The sequence below is a fragment of the Halospina sp. K52047b genome, from assembly GCF_008709855.1.
Classification (GTDB): Bacteria; Pseudomonadota; Gammaproteobacteria; order Pseudomonadales; family Oleiphilaceae; genus Halospina; species Halospina utahensis_B.
In genome coordinates this window covers 1-17,054 of record NZ_VYJH01000017.1, presented here as the reverse complement: position 1 = coordinate 17,054, position 17,054 = coordinate 1, and the positions used below count along the sequence as shown (strand labels likewise).

Genomic DNA, 17,054 nt, shown 5'->3' with positions numbered 1-17,054 from the left:
GCTCCGCTCTATTCGCCGGCCACTGCTCCCTTTTCGGGAGTTTCGTGATAGATGCTGGCGTAGTGTTGGCTCTGGGCCAGAAGATCGGTGAGGATCGCGCCTGCTTCCCGCACCACAAAGTCCGGTCCTTCATCCGCCAGTTCGCTGCGCCGGGCCATGGCCGGGCGGGATTCCGCATCCTCCTCGTACGCCTGCCAGGAGTCGAAGGGTTCCTCGTCCTGCAGCTTGCGGCGTTTGTTAACGATGGCGAGCTGTTTGTCGCGGAAGGCTTCCTGCTCGGCCCGCCGCTCTTCGGCATTGAGGCTGACCCAGGTCCGATCCCGGCGTTCGTTGAGCAGTTCCAGTTCGCGCTGGCGCAGTTTGTATTCCGGCACCTCCGAGAAGCGTTTCTCGTGCTTCCTGGTGATCGTCTGCAGTACATCGCCGAATTCGAAGTAGCGGTGATAGTCGAGAGTGTCGATCTCATCCCACGTCAGGGCACCGTCCAGGGCGGACTCGGCCACGTTCTCGCGCTGTATACGGTCCTCGATCTCAATATCCGGCACTACGCCCCGGTTCTGGGTGCTGGCACCGGAGACCCGATAGAACTTGGACTGGGTGATCTTGAGCTGGCCGTGGTTCAGCGGCCGTATGGCCTGAACGGTGCCCTTGCCGAAAGTCTGGGCGCCAACGATCAGGCCGCGGCCGTAGTCCTGCATGGCGCCGGCAAAGATCTCGGAGGCGGAGGCGCTGAGATTGTTGACGAGTACGACTACGGGGCCGTCCCAGGCAACGTTGTTACCGTCGTCCTGGAACACCTGCACTGAACCATCCGGGCCACGGACCTGGACGGTGGGGCCACTCTCGATGAACAGGCCCACCAGCTGGTTGGCTTCCGAGAGGGCACCGCCGCCGTTGCCGCGCAGGTCGATCACAAGTCCGTCCATGCCGTCGGACTTCAGGTCCTCGAGAAGCGCCCGGACGTCCCTGGTGGTACTGCGGTAGTTCTTGTCGCCCTGGCGGGCGGCCTTGAGGTCCGCGTAGAAGGTGGGGATGTCGACGACGCCCAGCTGCCACGGGTCGCCGCCGTTCTCCATTTCAATCATATCGCTCTGTGCGGACTGTTCCTCGAGTTTCACCTCGTCCCGGACAATGGTGATCTCGTGGGTGTTCATGTCGTTCTGGGTACCGGCCGGGATGACCTCGAGCCGGACCTTCGAGCCCTTGGGCCCCCGGATCAGGTCCACCACCTCACTCAGGCGCCAGCCGATGACGTTCTTCATTTTTTCATCTTCCTGGGCGACGCCCACGATCCGGTCCGCGGCACCCAGGGAACCTTCGTCGGCAGCAGGCCCACCGGGCACGATCCGGGAGACCTTGGTATAGCCGTCTTCGGACTGGAGCACTGCACCGATGCCTTCCAGGGACAGGCTCATGTTGATGTCGAAGTTCTCGGAGGTGCGTGGCGACAGGTACTGGGTGTGCGGATCCCAGAGCCCGGCAAAGGCATTCATCCACTGCTGGAAGGCATCTTCGCTGCGGGCGTCGTAGGCCCGGTCCAGCTGGCTTTCGTAGCGGCGTGTCAGGGTTTCCCTGATCGCCTCATCCGGCTGGCCGTCCAGTCGCATGCTCAGGACGGCGTTGCGGATACGATCCCGCCAGAGTTCGTCCAGCTCCTCCACACTGGCTGCCCAGTCGGCGTCGCTGCGGTCGAGCCGGTAACGGTCGTCCTCATCGAAGCTGAAATTATCGATGCCTTTTTCCAGCAGGGAAAGAATGTATTCCAGGCGCTGGATGGTCCGCTGCTGGAAATGGTTGTAGATACGGAATGCGGGCTCGAGATTGCCGGATGTCAGCGCGCGCTTCATGGAGTCGCGGTAGGTCTCGAACTGGTCGATGTCGCCCTGGGTGAAGTAGAGGCGTTGGCCATCCAGCTGGTCGAGGTAGGCATCGAGGGTCTCGGAGGCCAGCTCGTCGTCGATGTCCTGCTCCTTGAAATGGCCGAACTGGAGCTGGCGTGCGATGAGGATATTGGCGCGAGCCTGGTCGGCCGTGGGCTCAACCGCCTGGTAGTCGCGTTTGGTCTGGAGATTGGCCTGTGCCGCGCAGGTAACCAGAAGCGCCAGCACCAGGAACAGAATAGGAAAGGTTTGGATACGCAAGGTTGCCGTTGCTCCTGATCAGGTGGTCTCAGTCACCATACTATGCCTCGACACTGAATTGTAGGGGAGGGAGGGGAGCCCGACCAGCCGGAACTGGTCGGGGTGTGGCTCATTCGAAATACTGGTGCTTTGCGGCATGCTCGCGCAGCAGCTCCGGTGGCCGGTATCGTTCGCCGAAGCGGTCCGCCAGCTCATCCGCGCGCTCGGTGAACGCCTGCAGCCCGTACTGGTTGATGTACTGCAGCGCGCCCCCGCTCCAGGCGGCGAAGCCGATGCCGAAGATGGAGCCGATGTTGGCGTCGCGCACCTCCATCAGCACGTTCTCCTCCAGGCAGCGCACCGTCTCGATGGCCTGGATGAACAGCAGCCGCTCCTTGAGCAGGGTCAGGTCCGCGTTGCGGGCCTTGTCCTGGTCCACGTAAAGGTTCTCGAGTTCCGGCCAGAGGTATTTCTTCCCGTTTTCAGGGTATTCGTAGAAGCCGGCGCCGGCGGCTTTGCCCTTACGGCCGTGCTGATCGACCATGGCATCGATCACGGCCTCGGCCGGATGCGGGTCCCAGGTGCCGCCCGCCGCTTCGGTATCCTTCTTCGACTGGTCCCGGATGTGCTGGGTCAGCGTCAGGCTCACTTCGTCGCAGATGGCCAGCGGCCCCACGGGCATGCCCGCGAGCAGACCCGCGTTCTCCACGGAGGCGGGGTGGAAACCCTCAGAGAGCAGGGTGATGCCCTCGTTGACGAAAGTGCCGAAGACCCGCGAGGTGAAGAAGCCCCGGCTGTCGTTGACCACGATCGGTGTCTTGCTGATCTGCATGACGTAGTCGAACGCTTTCGCGAGGGTCTCGTCGTCGGTCTGCTCGCCCTTGATGATCTCCACCAGTGGCATCTTGTCCACGGGGGAGAAGAAGTGCAGGCCGATGAACTTCTCCGGATTGGCGGAAGCCTTTGCCAGCTGGGTGATGGGAATGGTGGAGGTGTTGGAGGCGAAGATGCCGTTTTCGGCCAGGTGCGGCTCCGCTTCCTGGGTCACCCTGGCCTTCAGGTCGCTGTCCTCGAATACCGCCTCGATAATGAGGTCGCAGCCGGCCAGGTCGTCCGCGTTGCCGGTGGCCTTGATACGGTCCAGAACCTTCTGCTTGCCGGCTTCATCCAGCTGGCCGCGCGAGACCTTCTTGGCCAGCAGCTTGTCCGAGTAGGCCTTGCCCTTCTCGGCGTTCTCGGTGGAGACGTCCTTCAGCACCACCTCGATGCCGCGGTTGGCGCTGACGTAGGCGATGCCCGCGCCCATCATGCCGGCTCCCAGGATGCCCACCTTCTTCACCTTCGATTTCTCCGGCGCGTCCGGGCGGCTGCCGCCTGCCTTGATGGCGTTCAGCCCGAACCAGAAGGTGTGGATCATGTTCTTGGCCACCTGGCTGCAGGTGATCTCGGTGAAGTACCGGGCTTCGATGCGATCCGCCGTGTCCACGTCCACGCTGGCGCCTTCCACGGCCGCCGCCATGATGCGTTCGGGCGCCGGGTAGCAACCCTTGGTCTTGTCCTTGAGCATGGCCGGGGCAATCGCCAGGCGCTGAGCCATGGCTGGATGGGTGGGGCCACCACCGGGAATCTTGAAACCTTTCTGGTCCCAGGGCTGCCTGCTTTCCGGGTTGGCCTTGATCCAGTCCCGTGCCTTCTTCAGCAGCTCCTCCTGGGAGGAAGCCAGATCGTCGACCATGCCTTCCTTCAGGGCGGTCTGCGGGTCGATCTGCTTGCCTTCCATCAGGTAGGGGAAGGCCTTTTCCAGACCGAGCAGCCGGGGCAGGCGCACGCAGGCACCACCGCCGGGCAACAGGCCCAGGGTAACTTCCGGCAGGCCGATCTTGATGCTGGCGTCATCCAGCACGATGCGCCGGTGACTGGCCAGGCAGAGCTCGTAGCCGCCGCCCAGGGCGGTGCCGTTGATGGCCGCAACCACCGGCTTGCCCAGGGTCTCCAGCTTCCGCATCTGGGCCTTGAGCGAGAGGATGGTGTTGAAGAACTCCTCCGCGTTGTCGTTGGTGACCTGGATCAGCTCGTTCAGGTCGCCACCGGCGAAAAAGGTGTCCTTGGCGGAGGTGATGATGATGCCGCTGATCCTATCCGCGTCGCCCTCGACCTTCTGCACGGTCTCGGTGAGCGCCTCGCGGAAGGCGGCGTTCATGGTGTTGGCGGACTGCCCCGGCATGTCGATGGTCAGGGTCAGGATGCCGTCGTTGTCGATCTCGTAGTTGATTGCCGTCATGGTGTTCGTCCTGCCCTTCAAACCCGTTCAATGATGGTGGCGATGCCCATGCCGCCGCCGACGCAGAGCGTGGCGAGGCCGAAGCGCTGGTCCCGGCGCTCGAGTTCGTCGAGCAGGGTGCCCAGGATCATGGCGCCGGTGGCGCCCAGCGGGTGGCCCATGGCGATAGCGCCGCCGTTGACGTTCACCTTCTCGTCCGGAACGTTCAGCTCGCGCTGGAAGCGCATGACCACGGCGGCGAAGGCCTCGTTCACCTCGAAGAGGTCAATCTGGTCCGGCGTCATGCCGGCTTTTTCCAGTGCCTTACGCGAGGCCGGGGCCGGGCCGGTGAGCATGATGGTCGGGTCGGTGCTGGTCACCGCCGTGGCGATGATCTTCGCCCTTGGTTTCAGGCCGAGCTCTTTCCCGCGCGCTTCATTGCCAATCAGCATGGCGGTCGCGCCGTCCACAATGCCGGAGGAGTTGCCCGGTGTGTGGACGTGGTTGATCTTCTCCACGTAGTGGTACCGCTCACGCGCCACCGCATCGAAGCCCATCTCGCCCATCTGCTGGAAGGAGGGCTTGAGCTGGCCCAGTGCCTCGGCGGTGGTGCCGGGGCGCACGTGCTGGTCGCGGTCCAGGATGACCAGGCCATTCCTGTCCTTCACCGGCACCACGGATTTCCTGAAGTAACCCTTTTCCCAGGCCTCGGCCGCCTTGCGCTGGGATTCCGCGGCGAAATTATCCACGTCCTGGCGGGAGAAACCCTCGATGGTGGCGATCAGATCCGCGCCAATGCCCTGGGGCATGAAACCGGTGTGCAGGTTCGTCTCCGGATCCGTGGCCCAGGCACCGCCATCCGAGCCCATGGGCACGCGCGACATGGATTCCACGCCGCCGGCCACTACGAGATCTTCAAATCCCGAGCGTACCTTCATCGCCGCCAGGTTCACCGCCTCCAGCCCGGAGGCACAGAAGCGGTTGAGTTGGACGCCGGGAACGCATTCGGCCCAGTCCACGGCCAGCGCGGCGGTCTTGGCGATGTCCGCCCCCTGTTCACCGATGGGGGTCACGCAGCCCATAACAATGTCGTCCACCAGGCTGGTGTCCAAATCGGTCCGCTGCTGCAGGGCCGTCAGGGTCTGGCCGAGCAGGGTGACTGGCTTGACCTCGTGCAGGGCGCCGTCGGCCTTGCCCCGGCCGCGGGGTGTACGCACGGCGTCGTAAATGTAGGCTTCTTCCGTCATTTCAGAGTCTCTGTGCTGTTGGGGTTTGATTCAGCTGTAAGCCCGGAGGGTGAGAGGTGGGGAGTGCTTGGAGGGAAGCTCGGTGGCCATGGATGGCCACCGCGCAGCCTACATGGATGTACTTGTGGCGATTCCCGGAAAGCACTCCCCACCTCTCACCCAGCAATCCGCTTTCATGCTCGTGTCAAAGTCCAAAGGCACGATAGCGGCACACCATTCCCGGGTTAATGGCGCCACCCATCAAAACCATTGGCGGATGCGCTCACTCCTGAGCAGCGGCCGCGTCATCCTCGCTGCGCAGGAACCAGTGCTTCAGGGCCTCCCTCAGCCGCTGGTAATGCTCCGGAGTCAGGCCGTCCCCGGCATCCAGCTCGCACCAGGTCGCCAGCAGACTGTCCAGCTCATCCTCCTGCGACTCCAGACTCTGCTCACTCTTCATCCCCTCATTGAGCCGACTGACCTGCAGGGCCATGCGCTGGGCCTGGTCCTCCGGCGGAGTGGCGGCGCCGGATACGATCTCCACCCGGATGCACAGCGCCCGGGCCTGGCTGGCGGTATCCGTCTCCTGGGTCGCCTGCTCCAAAGGCATGGGTGGGTGACGGAAGCTTTCCGGGCCAGGTGCTTCACCGGACTGATGCTGGTCCAGGGCCGCTAGCCACTGCTGGTAACGCTGGGCGCGCAGAGCACTCATCTGCTGCTCCTGAACGCCGTCCATGGCCTTGTTGAAACGGTCGGCGAGGGCGTTTGCACGGTCCCGGGGGAGTTCCAGTGCCCGGAAGGCTTTGCGGAACTGTTCCAGCTCGCCGGGGGCCGTTTCCGTCGGGTCCACATCCTGGAGCTGGCGGATGAGCTTTTCGGCCTCGTCGGCGGCCGCATTGAATGCTTCGTCGCGCGCTTCGCGTTCTTCACTCAGGCGCGCGAAGATCCGGTCGCAGGCGCTGCGGAACGCTTTCCAGAGACGGCGGTCCTCCTGCTGGTGGGTGATGCCGATGGCCTCCCATTCCTTCTGCAGGGCCTTGGCGCCTTCGGTGGCCTCGCGCAGCGGTTCATGCTCGACCAGGGCCTCGGCCCGCTCAACAACATCCCGCTTCAGGGCATCGTTACGTTCGCGTTCTTGCTCGAGGCCCGCGTTCAGCGTCTTGATCAACCGGTCAAACTGTTTCTGGAGTGGACGGTTGGCGCGGTAGTCCACGGGTTTGGCGTCGCTCCACTCGCGCCGGGCGGTGCGCTGGATGCGGTCGACGGCCTTGTAGTCGCAGCCGGCCCAGTCAAGGTTATCCACGAATTCCTGGAGCTGTTCGACAATGTACTGGCGTTTCTCAAGGTTCGCTTCCTTGAGGCGCTTCTTCTCGTTGAAGTACTGGTGGCACGGCTCGTAGGCACGGTCCGTGGCCTCCTTGAAGCGCTGCCACAGCTGCTGGTCCGGTGTGCCACCCAGGTCATACCATTGCTGCTTCAGATCCTGGATGTGTTCGGCCTTGGCTTCGGGTTCCATGGGCTGGTCGGCCAGGTATTCCATCTGCTCGCACAGCGATTCCAGCTTGGGCCGGGCAGCAAAGCCGAGCCAGTCCCGCAGCTCCTGGAGCTGACGGCCGAGCCGGGTGATCCGGGCCTGGTGCTGGCGGGCTTCCTTTTCCGGCAGCTGGTCCTGGAGCTTCTGGGCCTCCCGGAAATGCTCCCGTGAGGGCTTGAGCTGCTGCTGTTCCAGGCTCTGTTCCAGGGCGTCCAGAGTACGGCTGAGCTCACCGGTGTCCATGCTGGGCGCATCCTGCTGCGGTTCGGAGGTGGATCTGGCCTCCCCATCCCTGTGTTTGCGTGCTCGGGTCAGCGCTGGCGGCGCGGGGAAGCCTTCAGGCCAGTTGACGGCTGTCAGGGTGGCCTCGACGGTGGCAGTATCTTTTTCCTGCAGGGCCTGCTCCAGCTGCGCTTCGTGCTGCTGCCAGGTGCCGAGTGCCTGATGGTAGGCTTCCAGCTGCGCCATCAGTCGTTCAAAGCGCGCTTTCAGCTCGGTGTCGGGCGTCCGGTTGGCGGTGGCCTGCTCCCAGCGGTTGCGCTGGGTCTTGATCATGGCGTCCAGTGAGGAGAGGTTTGCCCCTTCTTCGGGCCATGCCGAGGCAAGCTGCGCAGCCGTGGCCGCCAGGGTTTCCACCGCACCCTGCTGCTCCTGCGCCTGTTCCTGTTCGGCCCGGGCCTGGGCCTCCTCGTTGGCGATGGCCTGTGCCCGCTCCCGGCACCGGGCGAGGCTGGCTTCGTATCGTTGTGTCTGGGCACTTTCGATTGTGCCGCTGATACTGCCCCAACGGCTGACGAGAGCGTCGAGCCGTGCCTGGTAGAGCTTGGTATCCTGGGTGGTGGCCAGTTCCTCGATGTCCTGGAGAATCCGTTCTATGTCAGCCTGGCGGGCCTCTTCGGCTTCGGCCTGCTCACGCTGTTCGCGCAGTTTGCGGCGCGCGGCCTGGAAGGCGCCCTTGTCCCGGCCCTTGAGGGCGCGGCTGATGCGCTCAAGCGCCTCGGTGTCCTGGATGCGGCCAATGGCTTCACGACGGATGGCAGCGGTTTCGCCCTGGGTCGCCAGTGTTTCGAGTTCGCCGGTGGTTGTGGCTTTGGCTACGATATCGGGGTCCGGGGCCGGGCGTTCCGGTGTGGCCGTTCTGGCCTGAGGCTCCGGTTGTTCGGCGGCGCTTGTGGGTTGCCTGGGTTTGAAGAACTGTTTCAGAAAGCCGGCCATGATGAGTGTCCTTTAATGCCGAAAAAGCCCGCCCGGCAAGTTCGGGCAGGTGGTTGGAATCAGGTCGTTAAAATTAGCACACAGAAATGGCGTCAGCCTATTGGGCGGGTGGTGATATGAGTGATGACAGGCAGTACCTCAGGGAGCGCGCCATGAAGCTTCTGGCGCGGCGGGAGCACAGTCGGCTGGAGCTCTGGCGCAAGCTGGAGAGGGCGGCGGAGAGTGGGGAGCTACTGGCGGAGGTTCTGGATGAGCTGGCCGGTGAGGGATGGCAGAGCGACGAACGGTTTGCGGAGTCCTTCAGCCGGCAGCGGATCGAGGCGGGTTACGGGCCACTGCGGATCCGCTCCGAGCTGGAGCAGCGTGGTGTCAGCGGGGACAGTCAGGCGCTGACCGCCCTGGCGGAGGATGACTGGGTGAATATGGCGCTGGAACAGCGTCAGAAGCGTTTCGGGCCAGAGGCACCGGCGGAGTGGAAGGAGAAGGGGCGGCAGGGGCGTTTCCTGGCGCAGAAGGGGTACAGCCACTCGCACATTGAGAAGGCGCTGGCCATGACACCGGATGACGGATTGCCCACGGACTGAGGCCGCTAGAGGAGGGGGGAGACGCGGCGCAGCTCCCGGCGCTGGTCGCCGGATGCGGTCTGCTCCCTGGTTTTCCGGGGCCGGGAGGGCTGCTCCTCGGGGTCCTCCAGAGGGGATTCCACCCCGTTTTCGGTCATCGCCACGGAAGTATCCTCTCCCGGGAACATCCATTTCAGAACGTCGTAATAGCGGCGGATATTCTGGGTGTAGAGAACCGGCTCATAGCCACGGGCGTAGCCGTATCGTGTCTGGGTGTAGTACTTGCGCTGGGCGAGCAGTGGCAGGTATTCCTTGACGTCCAGCCACCGGTCGGGGTTGCTGCCGTCCCTGCGGGCCAGGCGGCGGGCGTCCTGGAGGTGGCCGTAACCAACGTTGTAGGCGGCCAGTGCGAACCAGGTCCTGTCCGGCTCGGTGATGTTGTCGGGAATGCGGTTGTGCAGGCGCCGGAAGAAACGGGCGCCGCCCCAGATGGAGGCTTCCGGGTCCAGCCGGTTCTTGACGCCGATCAGGGCGGCTGTGTCCAGGGTCAGCATCATCAGTCCGCGCACGCCGGTGGGCGAAACAGCCCGCGGTTCCCAGTGGGATTCCTGGTACCCGATGGCGGCCAGAAGGCGCCAGTCCAGATCATGGGCGCTGGCGGCTTTCCTGAAGGTCTCACGGTAGTCCGGAAGCCGGTTTTCAAGGTGGGTGGTAAAGGTTTTCGCGCCGACGTAATCCAGGCGGTCCAGGTGGCCGAAGAATCGCTCCTCGAATTGGGCGAGTGTGCCGTTGGCGCGGATCTTCTGAAAGTAATCGCGGGCTGCCTGCATGAGTGAGCCGTCGCCTTCGGGGGGGAGCAGCCATCCCACGGGGCGCGGGCTGCTCAGTGCCAGTCCGTCCCGCACGCTGGAGAAGAAAACCTGGTTGTTTTCCAGTTCACGGCTGTTGATCACGGTGGCATCCAGTTCACCCTTGTTGACCCGGTGAAGGAGCTCAGTTGGGTCCTGGTTGCTTTCCGACTGCCAGGCCAGCTCCGGCAGGGTTTCGCGGATCCGTTCCAGCTGTTGCTCGGCGGCGCTGCCGGCCCGCACTGCGATATCCATGCTGATGAGGTCCGCTGGTGTGTGGGGGCGATCCACGTCGGCGTTATAGACAACGACCGGCCGGCTCCGGTCGTAGACCGGACCGTGGCGGTAACGGCGGCGGAGTTCCGGGGTCAGCGCCAGGCCCGAGGCAGCCAGGTGGGTATGGTGTTCGTCCAGGCGCTGATAGAGCTCGGGAAAGTCATCCACCACCTCCACGCGCAGTTCCACGCCCAGTGAATCGGCAAAACGCCGCACCAGTTCGTATTCAAACCCCGAGGGCTCGCCGTTCTCCTCGTAATAGACCGTGGAGGCGGGATGCATCACCACATGGAGCACGCCCTCCTGGTTGATGCGGTCCAGTGTGGTGGGCTGGGAGCAGGCCGTAAGCACCAGTGCCAGGATGGCCGGCGCCGCCAGACGTACTGCCAGACCGGGTTCGAGACCCGGGCGCTTGGGGTTACTGCTGCGCATTGTCCCGTCCGGCAAAGATGGAAACATACTCTATTCTACGTTAAAAAACGGACATGGGTTGATGGCCCTGTCACAACCGTTCATCCGTCATTTGCCCCTGTATCCTGTCCGTCGATTTGAGTATGATACGCGCTCCTCAGAACCTACCTGAATCCCGGCCCATCAACGAGGCTCATAGACCCATGCTGGAACTTCGCGGCGCCCCGGCCCTTTCCGCCTTTCGCAGAGAACGGCTGATGCAGCGGGTACAGGCGACCTGCCCTGCCATCGAGTCACTCTACGCTGAATTCATGCACTTTGTGGACCTGGATGCCGAGCTCGACAGCAGTGGCCTGGATGTCCTCAACCGTCTGCTGACCTACGGGCCCAGGGCCCAGGCGGAGGCAGTGGACGGGGTGCTCTTCCTTGTGGTGCCGCGGCCCGGCACGATTTCGCCATGGTCCAGCAAGGCCACGGATATCGTGCACAACTGCGGTCTGACGAAGGTCCGCCGGGTTGAGCGCGGCACGGCCTTTTACCTGCGGGCCGGCCGCAAGCTGGAACTGGCTGAACGCGAGGCGCTGGCGGCGCTGCTTCACGACCGTATGACCGAAAGGGTCTTCCATGAAATGGCCGGCGCGGAGCTGCTGTTCGACGAAGAGGCGCCGAAGCCGCTGGAGGCCGTGCCGGTGCAGGCGGAAGGTCGTGCCGCGCTGGCGGAGGCCAATGAACGCCTCGGGCTGGCTCTGGCGGAGGATGAGATCGATTATCTGGCCGAGTCCTTTGCCGGCCTGGAGCGTGATCCCACGGACGTGGAGCTGATGATGTTCGCCCAGGCGAACTCGGAGCACTGCCGCCACAAGATCTTCAATGCCTCCTGGTCCATTGACGGCGTGGAGCAGGATCGCTCGCTGTTCGACATGATCCGTAATACCCACGAAGTGGGGGGCAACGGGGTGCTTTCCGCCTATCGGGACAATGCGGCGGTGATTGAGGGCGCTCAGGGTCAGCGGTTCTATCCGGATCCCTCTTCCCAGCGCTACCGCTATCACAGCGAACCGATCCACATCCTGGCCAAGGTTGAGACCCATAACCATCCCACGGCCATCTCGCCGCATCCGGGCGCGGCCACGGGGTCTGGTGGTGAGATCCGGGACGAGGGCGCGACCGGCCTGGGTGGCAAGCCCAAGGCGGGTCTGACCGGCTTCACCACCTCGAACCTTCAGATTCCCGGCTTTGAGCAGCCATGGGAAGACAGTCCCGGCCGGCCCGGGCGCATGGCCTCGCCGCTGTCGATCATGCTGGACGGCCCCGTTGGGGGAGCGGCCTTCAATAACGAGTTCGGCCGCCCGAACCTGACCGGGTATTTCCGCACCTTTGAGCAGAAGGTGCCGGGTGTGAACGGGGTGGAGTACCGTGGCTATCACAAGCCCATCATGATCGCCGGCGGTCTCGGCAACATCCGCGAGGACCATGTCCACAAGGATGCGATCCTGGCCGGATCACGGCTGATTGTGATGGGTGGCCCGTCCATGCTGATCGGGCTGGGTGGCGGTGCCGCTTCCTCCATGGATTCCGGGGCCAGCGCGGAAGACCTGGATTTTGCATCCGTCCAGCGTGAGAACCCGGAGATGCAGCGCCGCTGCCAGGAAGTGATTGACCGCTGCTGGCAGATGGGCGAGGGCAATCCCATCGCGTTTATCCATGACGTGGGCGCTGGCGGGCTCTCCAATGCCCTGCCTGAGCTGGTGAAGGACGGCGGCTGCGGCGGCCGGTTTGAGCTGCGTGAAGTGCCCAATGCGGAACCCGGCATGTCGCCACTGGAGATCTGGTGCAACGAGGCCCAGGAGCGGTATGTGCTGGCCGTGGCGGCGGACGATCTGGATCGATTCGATGCCATCTGCCGCCGGGAACGCTGCCCCTACGCGGTGGTCGGCGATGCCGTGGAAGAGCCGCATCTGGCTGTCCATGATGCCTATTTCGACAACAATGCCGTGGACCTGCCCATGCAGGTGCTGTTCGGCAAGCCGCCGCGCATGCACCGTGACGTGAAGCGGGCCAGCTTCACCAAGCCGGTGTTCAACAGTGAAGCGCTGAATCCGGACGAGGCCATTGATCGGGTGCTGCGGATTCCCGCTGTGGCGTCCAAGAGTTTCCTGATCACCATTGGTGACCGTTCCATTACCGGCCAGGTGGCCCGTGACCAGATGGTCGGGCCCTGGCAGGTGCCGGTGGCGGACGTGGCGGTGACCGCCAGCAGTTTCGAGGGCTACACCGGTGAGGCCATGGCCATGGGCGAGAGGCCGCCGGTGGCCTGCATCAACGCGCCGGCTTCCGGGCGCCTGGCGGTGGGCGAGGCATTGACCAACCTGGCGGCAGCGCCCATCGGGGATATTACCCGGATCAGCCTGTCCGCCAACTGGATGGCGCCCGCAGGCCACCCCGGCGAGGATGAGAATCTTTACGAGACGGCGCGCGCCGTCGGAATGGATCTGTGCCCGAAGCTGGGAATCACGATCCCCGTGGGCAAGGATTCGCTTTCCATGAAGACGGTCTGGTCACAGGAGGGCGAATCGCGCAGCGTCACCTCGCCCCTGTCGCTGGTGACCACGGGCTTTGCGCCGGTGGATGACGTCCGTAGAACGCTGACGCCGGAACTGCGGACCGACCAGGGCCCCACCGAACTCATCATGATCGATCTGGGTGAGGGCCGGAACCGGCTGGGCGGCTCGGCCCTGGCGCAGGCCTATGGCGCCATGGGTGCGGTGGCGCCGGACGTGGAGAAGCCGGAACAGCTGCGGGGCTTCTTCGAGACCATCCAGTCGCTGAATCGCCGGGGACTGCTGCTGGCCTATCATGACCGCTCTGATGGCGGGCTGTTCACCACGCTCTGCGAGATGGCCTTTGCCGGCCGCACCGGTCTCCGGATCACCCTGGATTCACTGCTGGAAGACAGCAGCCATCTGGTGCGCGAGCTGTTCAACGAGGAGCTGGGCGCGGTGATCCAGGTGGCGCGCGACAATGTGAGTGCGGTCCTGGCGGCCATGGAGGAAGCCGGGCTTTCCAGTCATATCGCCATGATCGGGGCGCCGGCTTCGGACCAGAGGCTGACCTTCAGTTTCCAGGGCGAAGCGCTCATTGACCGTGGTCGCGCGGAACTGGCGCAGAAATGGGCCGAGACCAGCTATCGCATGCAGGCCATCCGGGACAACAGTGACTGTGCCGATGAGGAGTTCGAGACCCTGGCGGATGATGCCGATCCCGGTCTCCATGTTGATCTCAGCTTTGATCCCGGCGAGGACATCACCGCGCCGCTGGTGAACACAGGGGCGCGACCGTCCGTGGCCGTGCTGCGGGAGCAGGGCGTCAATGGCCAGGTGGAGATGGCGGCGGCCTTCGACCGGGCCGGGTTCAATACGGTGGATGTGCACATGAGCGACATCCTCTCCGGCCGGATGACCCTGGATGAGTTCCACGTCATGGTGGCCTGCGGTGGCTTCTCCTTCGGTGATGTGCTTGGGGCCGGCGGTGGCTGGGCCAAGTCCATCCTGTTCAATCAGCGTGCCCGGGCCCAGTTCCAGGCGTTCTTCGAGCGTGGGGACACGCTCTCCCTGGGAGTCTGCAACGGCTGCCAGATGCTGGCGGAGCTGCGGGAGCTGATTCCCGGAACCGGGCACTGGCCGCGCTTTGTGCGTAACCGTTCGGAACAGTTTGAGGCGCGCACCGTTATGGTGGAAGTGCCGGAATCCCGCTCCGCCTTTTTCCAGGGCATGGCGGGCTCACGGCTGCCCATTGCGGTGGCTCACGGCGAGGGCATGACCGAGTTCCGTAACGGCTCGGATCTGCGGGGGCTCCGGGAAGGCAACCAGGTGGCTCTGCGGTACGCTGACCATTACGGGCGCCCGACGGAACACTACCCGCATAACCCCAACGGCTCCCCGGAAGGGGTTACCGGGCTCTGTTCCGAAGACGGTCGGGCCACCATCATGATGCCCCATCCGGAGCGGGTGTTCCGGTCGGTTCAGTGCAGCTGGTATCCGGATAACTGGGGCGAGGACGGTGCCTGGCTCAGATTGTTCCGTAATGCCCGTAAATGGGTCGGTTAAGGCCTTGACACAGCATCGTTATTCACATTGGAGTATCGATTCAGGCGGGTTTAGATAGCAAGCTGAATCGAACTGCCGAATAAGTGTTCAATATTCGTAACTATCTGAAAATAAAGAACTATCGGGTTTCGGTGAAAATCTCATCAATGAGAGGCTGAGCCCGTCACTGAGCGGTTTCAGAGGCTGTTCCCATAAATTGTTCACAGAGTTTTCCACAGATTCTGTGGTTAACTTTCAGGGCTCTCGGGAGGCACGTATGTACAAGATCTGTTTCTTCGTTCCGGAGGATTATCTGGAGCAGACCAAGACCGCGGTCTTTGCCGCTGGCGGTGGTCGGATCGGGAACTACGACAGCTGCTGCTGGCAGACGAAGGGTCAGGGGCAGTTCCGTCCCATGGATGGCAGTCAGCCGTTTCTCGGTCATCAGGGGCAGATTGAGACGGTTCCTGAGTACCGGGTTGAGCTGGTTTGCGAGGAGGACCTGATCCGTGCCGTCATCAGGGCCATGAAGGCCGGGCATCCCTACGAGGAGCCGGCCTACGAGGTCTATCGGATGGAGGACTTCTGAGCGCTCAGCCGTTGCGCTCGAGGCGTCTCCGGATGTCATCCACCACCACACCGTATTGGGCATCAGCGGCGTTGCGGTCGCGGAAGTAGCGGTTCAGGCTCTCGGTGACAGTGGGGAAGGCGAGCTCTTCCCACGGAATCTCGCTTTCCCGGAAGAGGGCTGTTTCCAGTGATTCCGCGCCGGCTCCGAACTGGCCATCGATCAGGCGGGCACGGAAGTACATGTGTACCTGGTCGATGTGCGGCACGTTGAGGACGGTGTAGAGGCCGTCCAGTTCCACGCGGGCCTCGGCCTCCTCGAGGGTTTCACGGATGGCGGCTTCCGTGGTGGTCTCGCCGTTCTCCATGAATCCCGCCGGTAGCGTCCAGAACCCATAGCGGGGCTCGATCGCGCGCCGGCACAGCAGGATCCGGTCTTCCCAGACCGGAATCGTCCCCGCCACGATCCGTGGGTTGATGTAGTGAATCGTGCCGCAGTTGTGGCACACGTGGCGCTCCCGGTCATCACCTTCGGGAATCCGGAATTCCACGTTTGCCCCGCAGCTGCTGCAGTACTGCATGCCCGTCTCCTGGCCATCTTCTGTTTCCGACCCTTTTCGGCGGGCCGGCGCCACTGGTTGATGCGGCGGCCATTGCGGCCACCCGCATTATCTCATAATGTCGAATACGATCGGGAACTCGGGGTCACACCTTTGAAACAGGATCTTCTGCAACGGTTCAGTCAATATCGGCCCAGGGCGCTGCCGCTGGCCTATCCGCGCGCCAGTGTGCTGGTTCCCATTACGAACGCGCGGGATCCGGAGATTGTTCTGACGCGCCGGGCCGCCCGCAATGGCCCCCACAGCGGTCAGGTCGCGTTTCCCGGCGGCATGGCCAGTGAGGAGGATGCGGGGCCTGAAGCTACAGCGCTGCGTGAAACCCATGAAGAGGTCGGGTTGCCTCCCGAGCGGGTGGAGCTGCTGGGCGAACTGAGCCAGGTGGTCTCCCGTCACGGCATTCTGGTGACGCCCTATGTGGGGCTTGTTCCGGAAACCTATCCCTATTGCGCCGAACCGGGAGAGGTGGAAACCGTTTTCCAGGTGCCCGTGCGGTGGCTTCTGGATGACCGTCGCAGCCGGACGGATGAGATCAGTTTCCACGACTGGCGCTTGTACGTGCCGTGCTACCGCTGGCAGGAGCATGACATCTGGGGTCTGTCCGCCATCATTCTGGTGGAATGCCTGAACATGGCCTTTGATGCCGCCATTGATATAACAAAGCCACCACGCGAGGGGTGAGAATGATCTACGAACTGGAAGACCGCCGGCCTGAAATCCGCGGCGACGGTCACTTTATCGCCGACAACGCCACCATTATTGGCTCTGTTCTGCTTGAGGCACGCAGCAGCGTCTGGTTCAACGCCGTTATCCGCGGCGACAATGAACTGATGACCATCGGCGAGGACAGTAATGTGCAGGATGGGGCCGTGCTCCATACTGATCCATCCCTGCCGCTCACTCTGGGTCGTGGCGTTACGGTGGGCCACCAGGCCATGCTCCACGGCTGTGAAGTGGGCGATTACAGCCTGATCGGTATCAATGCGGTGGTCCTGAACCGGGCGCGCATTGGCAGGTACTGCCTGATTGGGGCGAATACGCTGATCCCGGAAGGTATGGAGGTGCCGGATGGTTCCATGGTTGTGGGCTCGCCCGGCGCCATCAAGCGCACCCTGAGTGACGAGCACAAGGCCATGCTGGAATACAGCGCGGCGCATTACGTGGAGAATGCGGAGCGCTATCGAACCGCGCTGAAGGCGGCATTCGGGGCCAGCGACCAGGGCTAAAAAAAGCCCCTGTTACGCCTGGATACGTGGAAACCGAAACACTGTGCCAGGGGAGCTTTAAAACGTGTTGACGCTCACGGCGCAGGGTGTAGAATACGCATCTCTC

Annotated in this window: 11 protein-coding genes; 5 read left to right on the top strand and 6 right to left on the bottom strand. The window is 63.5% G+C overall.

The window, feature by feature from the left end:
• Nucleotides 1-8 precede the first annotated feature (8 nt).
• The 4 genes from F3089_RS15190 to F3089_RS15175 all read right to left on the bottom strand — a co-directional run bounded on the left by F3089_RS15190 (nt 9) and on the right by F3089_RS15175 (nt 8,355).
• A complete protein-coding gene (locus F3089_RS15190) occupies nt 9-2,141 on the bottom strand; it encodes a carboxy terminal-processing peptidase (protein ID WP_151441631.1) in 2,133 nt (710 codons plus the stop codon).
• Between the two features lie 109 nt (nt 2,142-2,250).
• Nucleotides 2,251-4,401, bottom strand: a complete 2,151-nt coding sequence (locus F3089_RS15185; RefSeq protein ID WP_151441630.1) for a 3-hydroxyacyl-CoA dehydrogenase NAD-binding domain-containing protein — start codon at nt 4,399-4,401, stop codon at nt 2,251-2,253.
• A 17-nt stretch (nt 4,402-4,418) separates the two neighbouring features.
• Nucleotides 4,419-5,627, bottom strand: coding sequence for an acetyl-CoA C-acetyltransferase (locus F3089_RS15180; protein WP_151441629.1), 1,209 nt, complete (start codon nt 5,625-5,627; stop codon nt 4,419-4,421).
• A 262-nt stretch (nt 5,628-5,889) separates the two neighbouring features.
• Nucleotides 5,890-8,355, bottom strand: a complete 2,466-nt coding sequence (locus F3089_RS15175; protein WP_151441628.1) for a DUF349 domain-containing protein — start codon at nt 8,353-8,355, stop codon at nt 5,890-5,892.
• Nucleotides 8,356-8,471: 116 nt separating this feature from the next.
• Between F3089_RS15175 and F3089_RS15170 the strand changes: the two genes are divergently transcribed.
• A complete protein-coding gene (locus tag F3089_RS15170) occupies nt 8,472-8,939 on the top strand; it encodes a regulatory protein RecX (protein WP_151441627.1) in 468 nt (155 codons plus the stop codon).
• A gap of 5 nt (nt 8,940-8,944) precedes the next feature.
• Here F3089_RS15170 and mltF read toward each other — a convergent pair whose 3' ends face one another.
• The gene (gene mltF, locus F3089_RS15165; protein ID WP_151441626.1) at nt 8,945-10,474 is read right to left on the bottom strand and encodes a membrane-bound lytic murein transglycosylase MltF; all 1,530 of its coding nucleotides are present in this window, start codon (nt 10,472-10,474) and stop codon (nt 8,945-8,947) included.
• Between the two features lie 182 nt (nt 10,475-10,656).
• Here mltF and purL point away from each other — a divergent pair, with 182 nt between their 5' ends.
• Both purL and F3089_RS15155 read left to right on the top strand, forming a co-directional pair.
• Nucleotides 10,657-14,559 carry a phosphoribosylformylglycinamidine synthase gene (gene purL, locus F3089_RS15160; protein WP_151441625.1) on the top strand — a complete coding sequence of 1,301 codons (3,903 nt, stop codon included), beginning with the start codon at nt 10,657-10,659 and terminating at the stop codon, nt 14,557-14,559.
• Between the two features lie 256 nt (nt 14,560-14,815).
• Complete coding sequence (locus F3089_RS15155; protein WP_151441624.1) at nt 14,816-15,127, top strand: YqfO family protein; 312 nt, start codon at nt 14,816-14,818, stop codon at nt 15,125-15,127.
• A gap of 4 nt (nt 15,128-15,131) precedes the next feature.
• Here the strand turns inward: F3089_RS15155 and F3089_RS15150 are convergent, their stop codons facing one another.
• Entirely contained in the window at nt 15,132-15,686 is a 555-nt protein-coding gene (locus F3089_RS15150; RefSeq protein WP_095617830.1) for an NUDIX hydrolase, read from the bottom strand.
• Between the two features lie 132 nt (nt 15,687-15,818).
• On the opposite strand from F3089_RS15150, the gene F3089_RS15145 reads away from it, so the two are divergent.
• Together F3089_RS15145 and F3089_RS15140 are read left to right on the top strand one after the other, a co-directional pair.
• Nucleotides 15,819-16,403 (top strand): CoA pyrophosphatase, encoded by a 585-nt coding sequence (locus F3089_RS15145; protein WP_151441623.1) that lies wholly within the window; start codon nt 15,819-15,821, stop codon nt 16,401-16,403.
• Between the two features lie 2 nt (nt 16,404-16,405).
• On the top strand, nt 16,406-16,948 hold the full coding sequence (locus F3089_RS15140; protein ID WP_151441622.1) for a gamma carbonic anhydrase family protein: 543 nt from the start codon (nt 16,406-16,408) through the stop codon (nt 16,946-16,948).
• Nucleotides 16,949-17,054 lie beyond the last annotated feature (106 nt).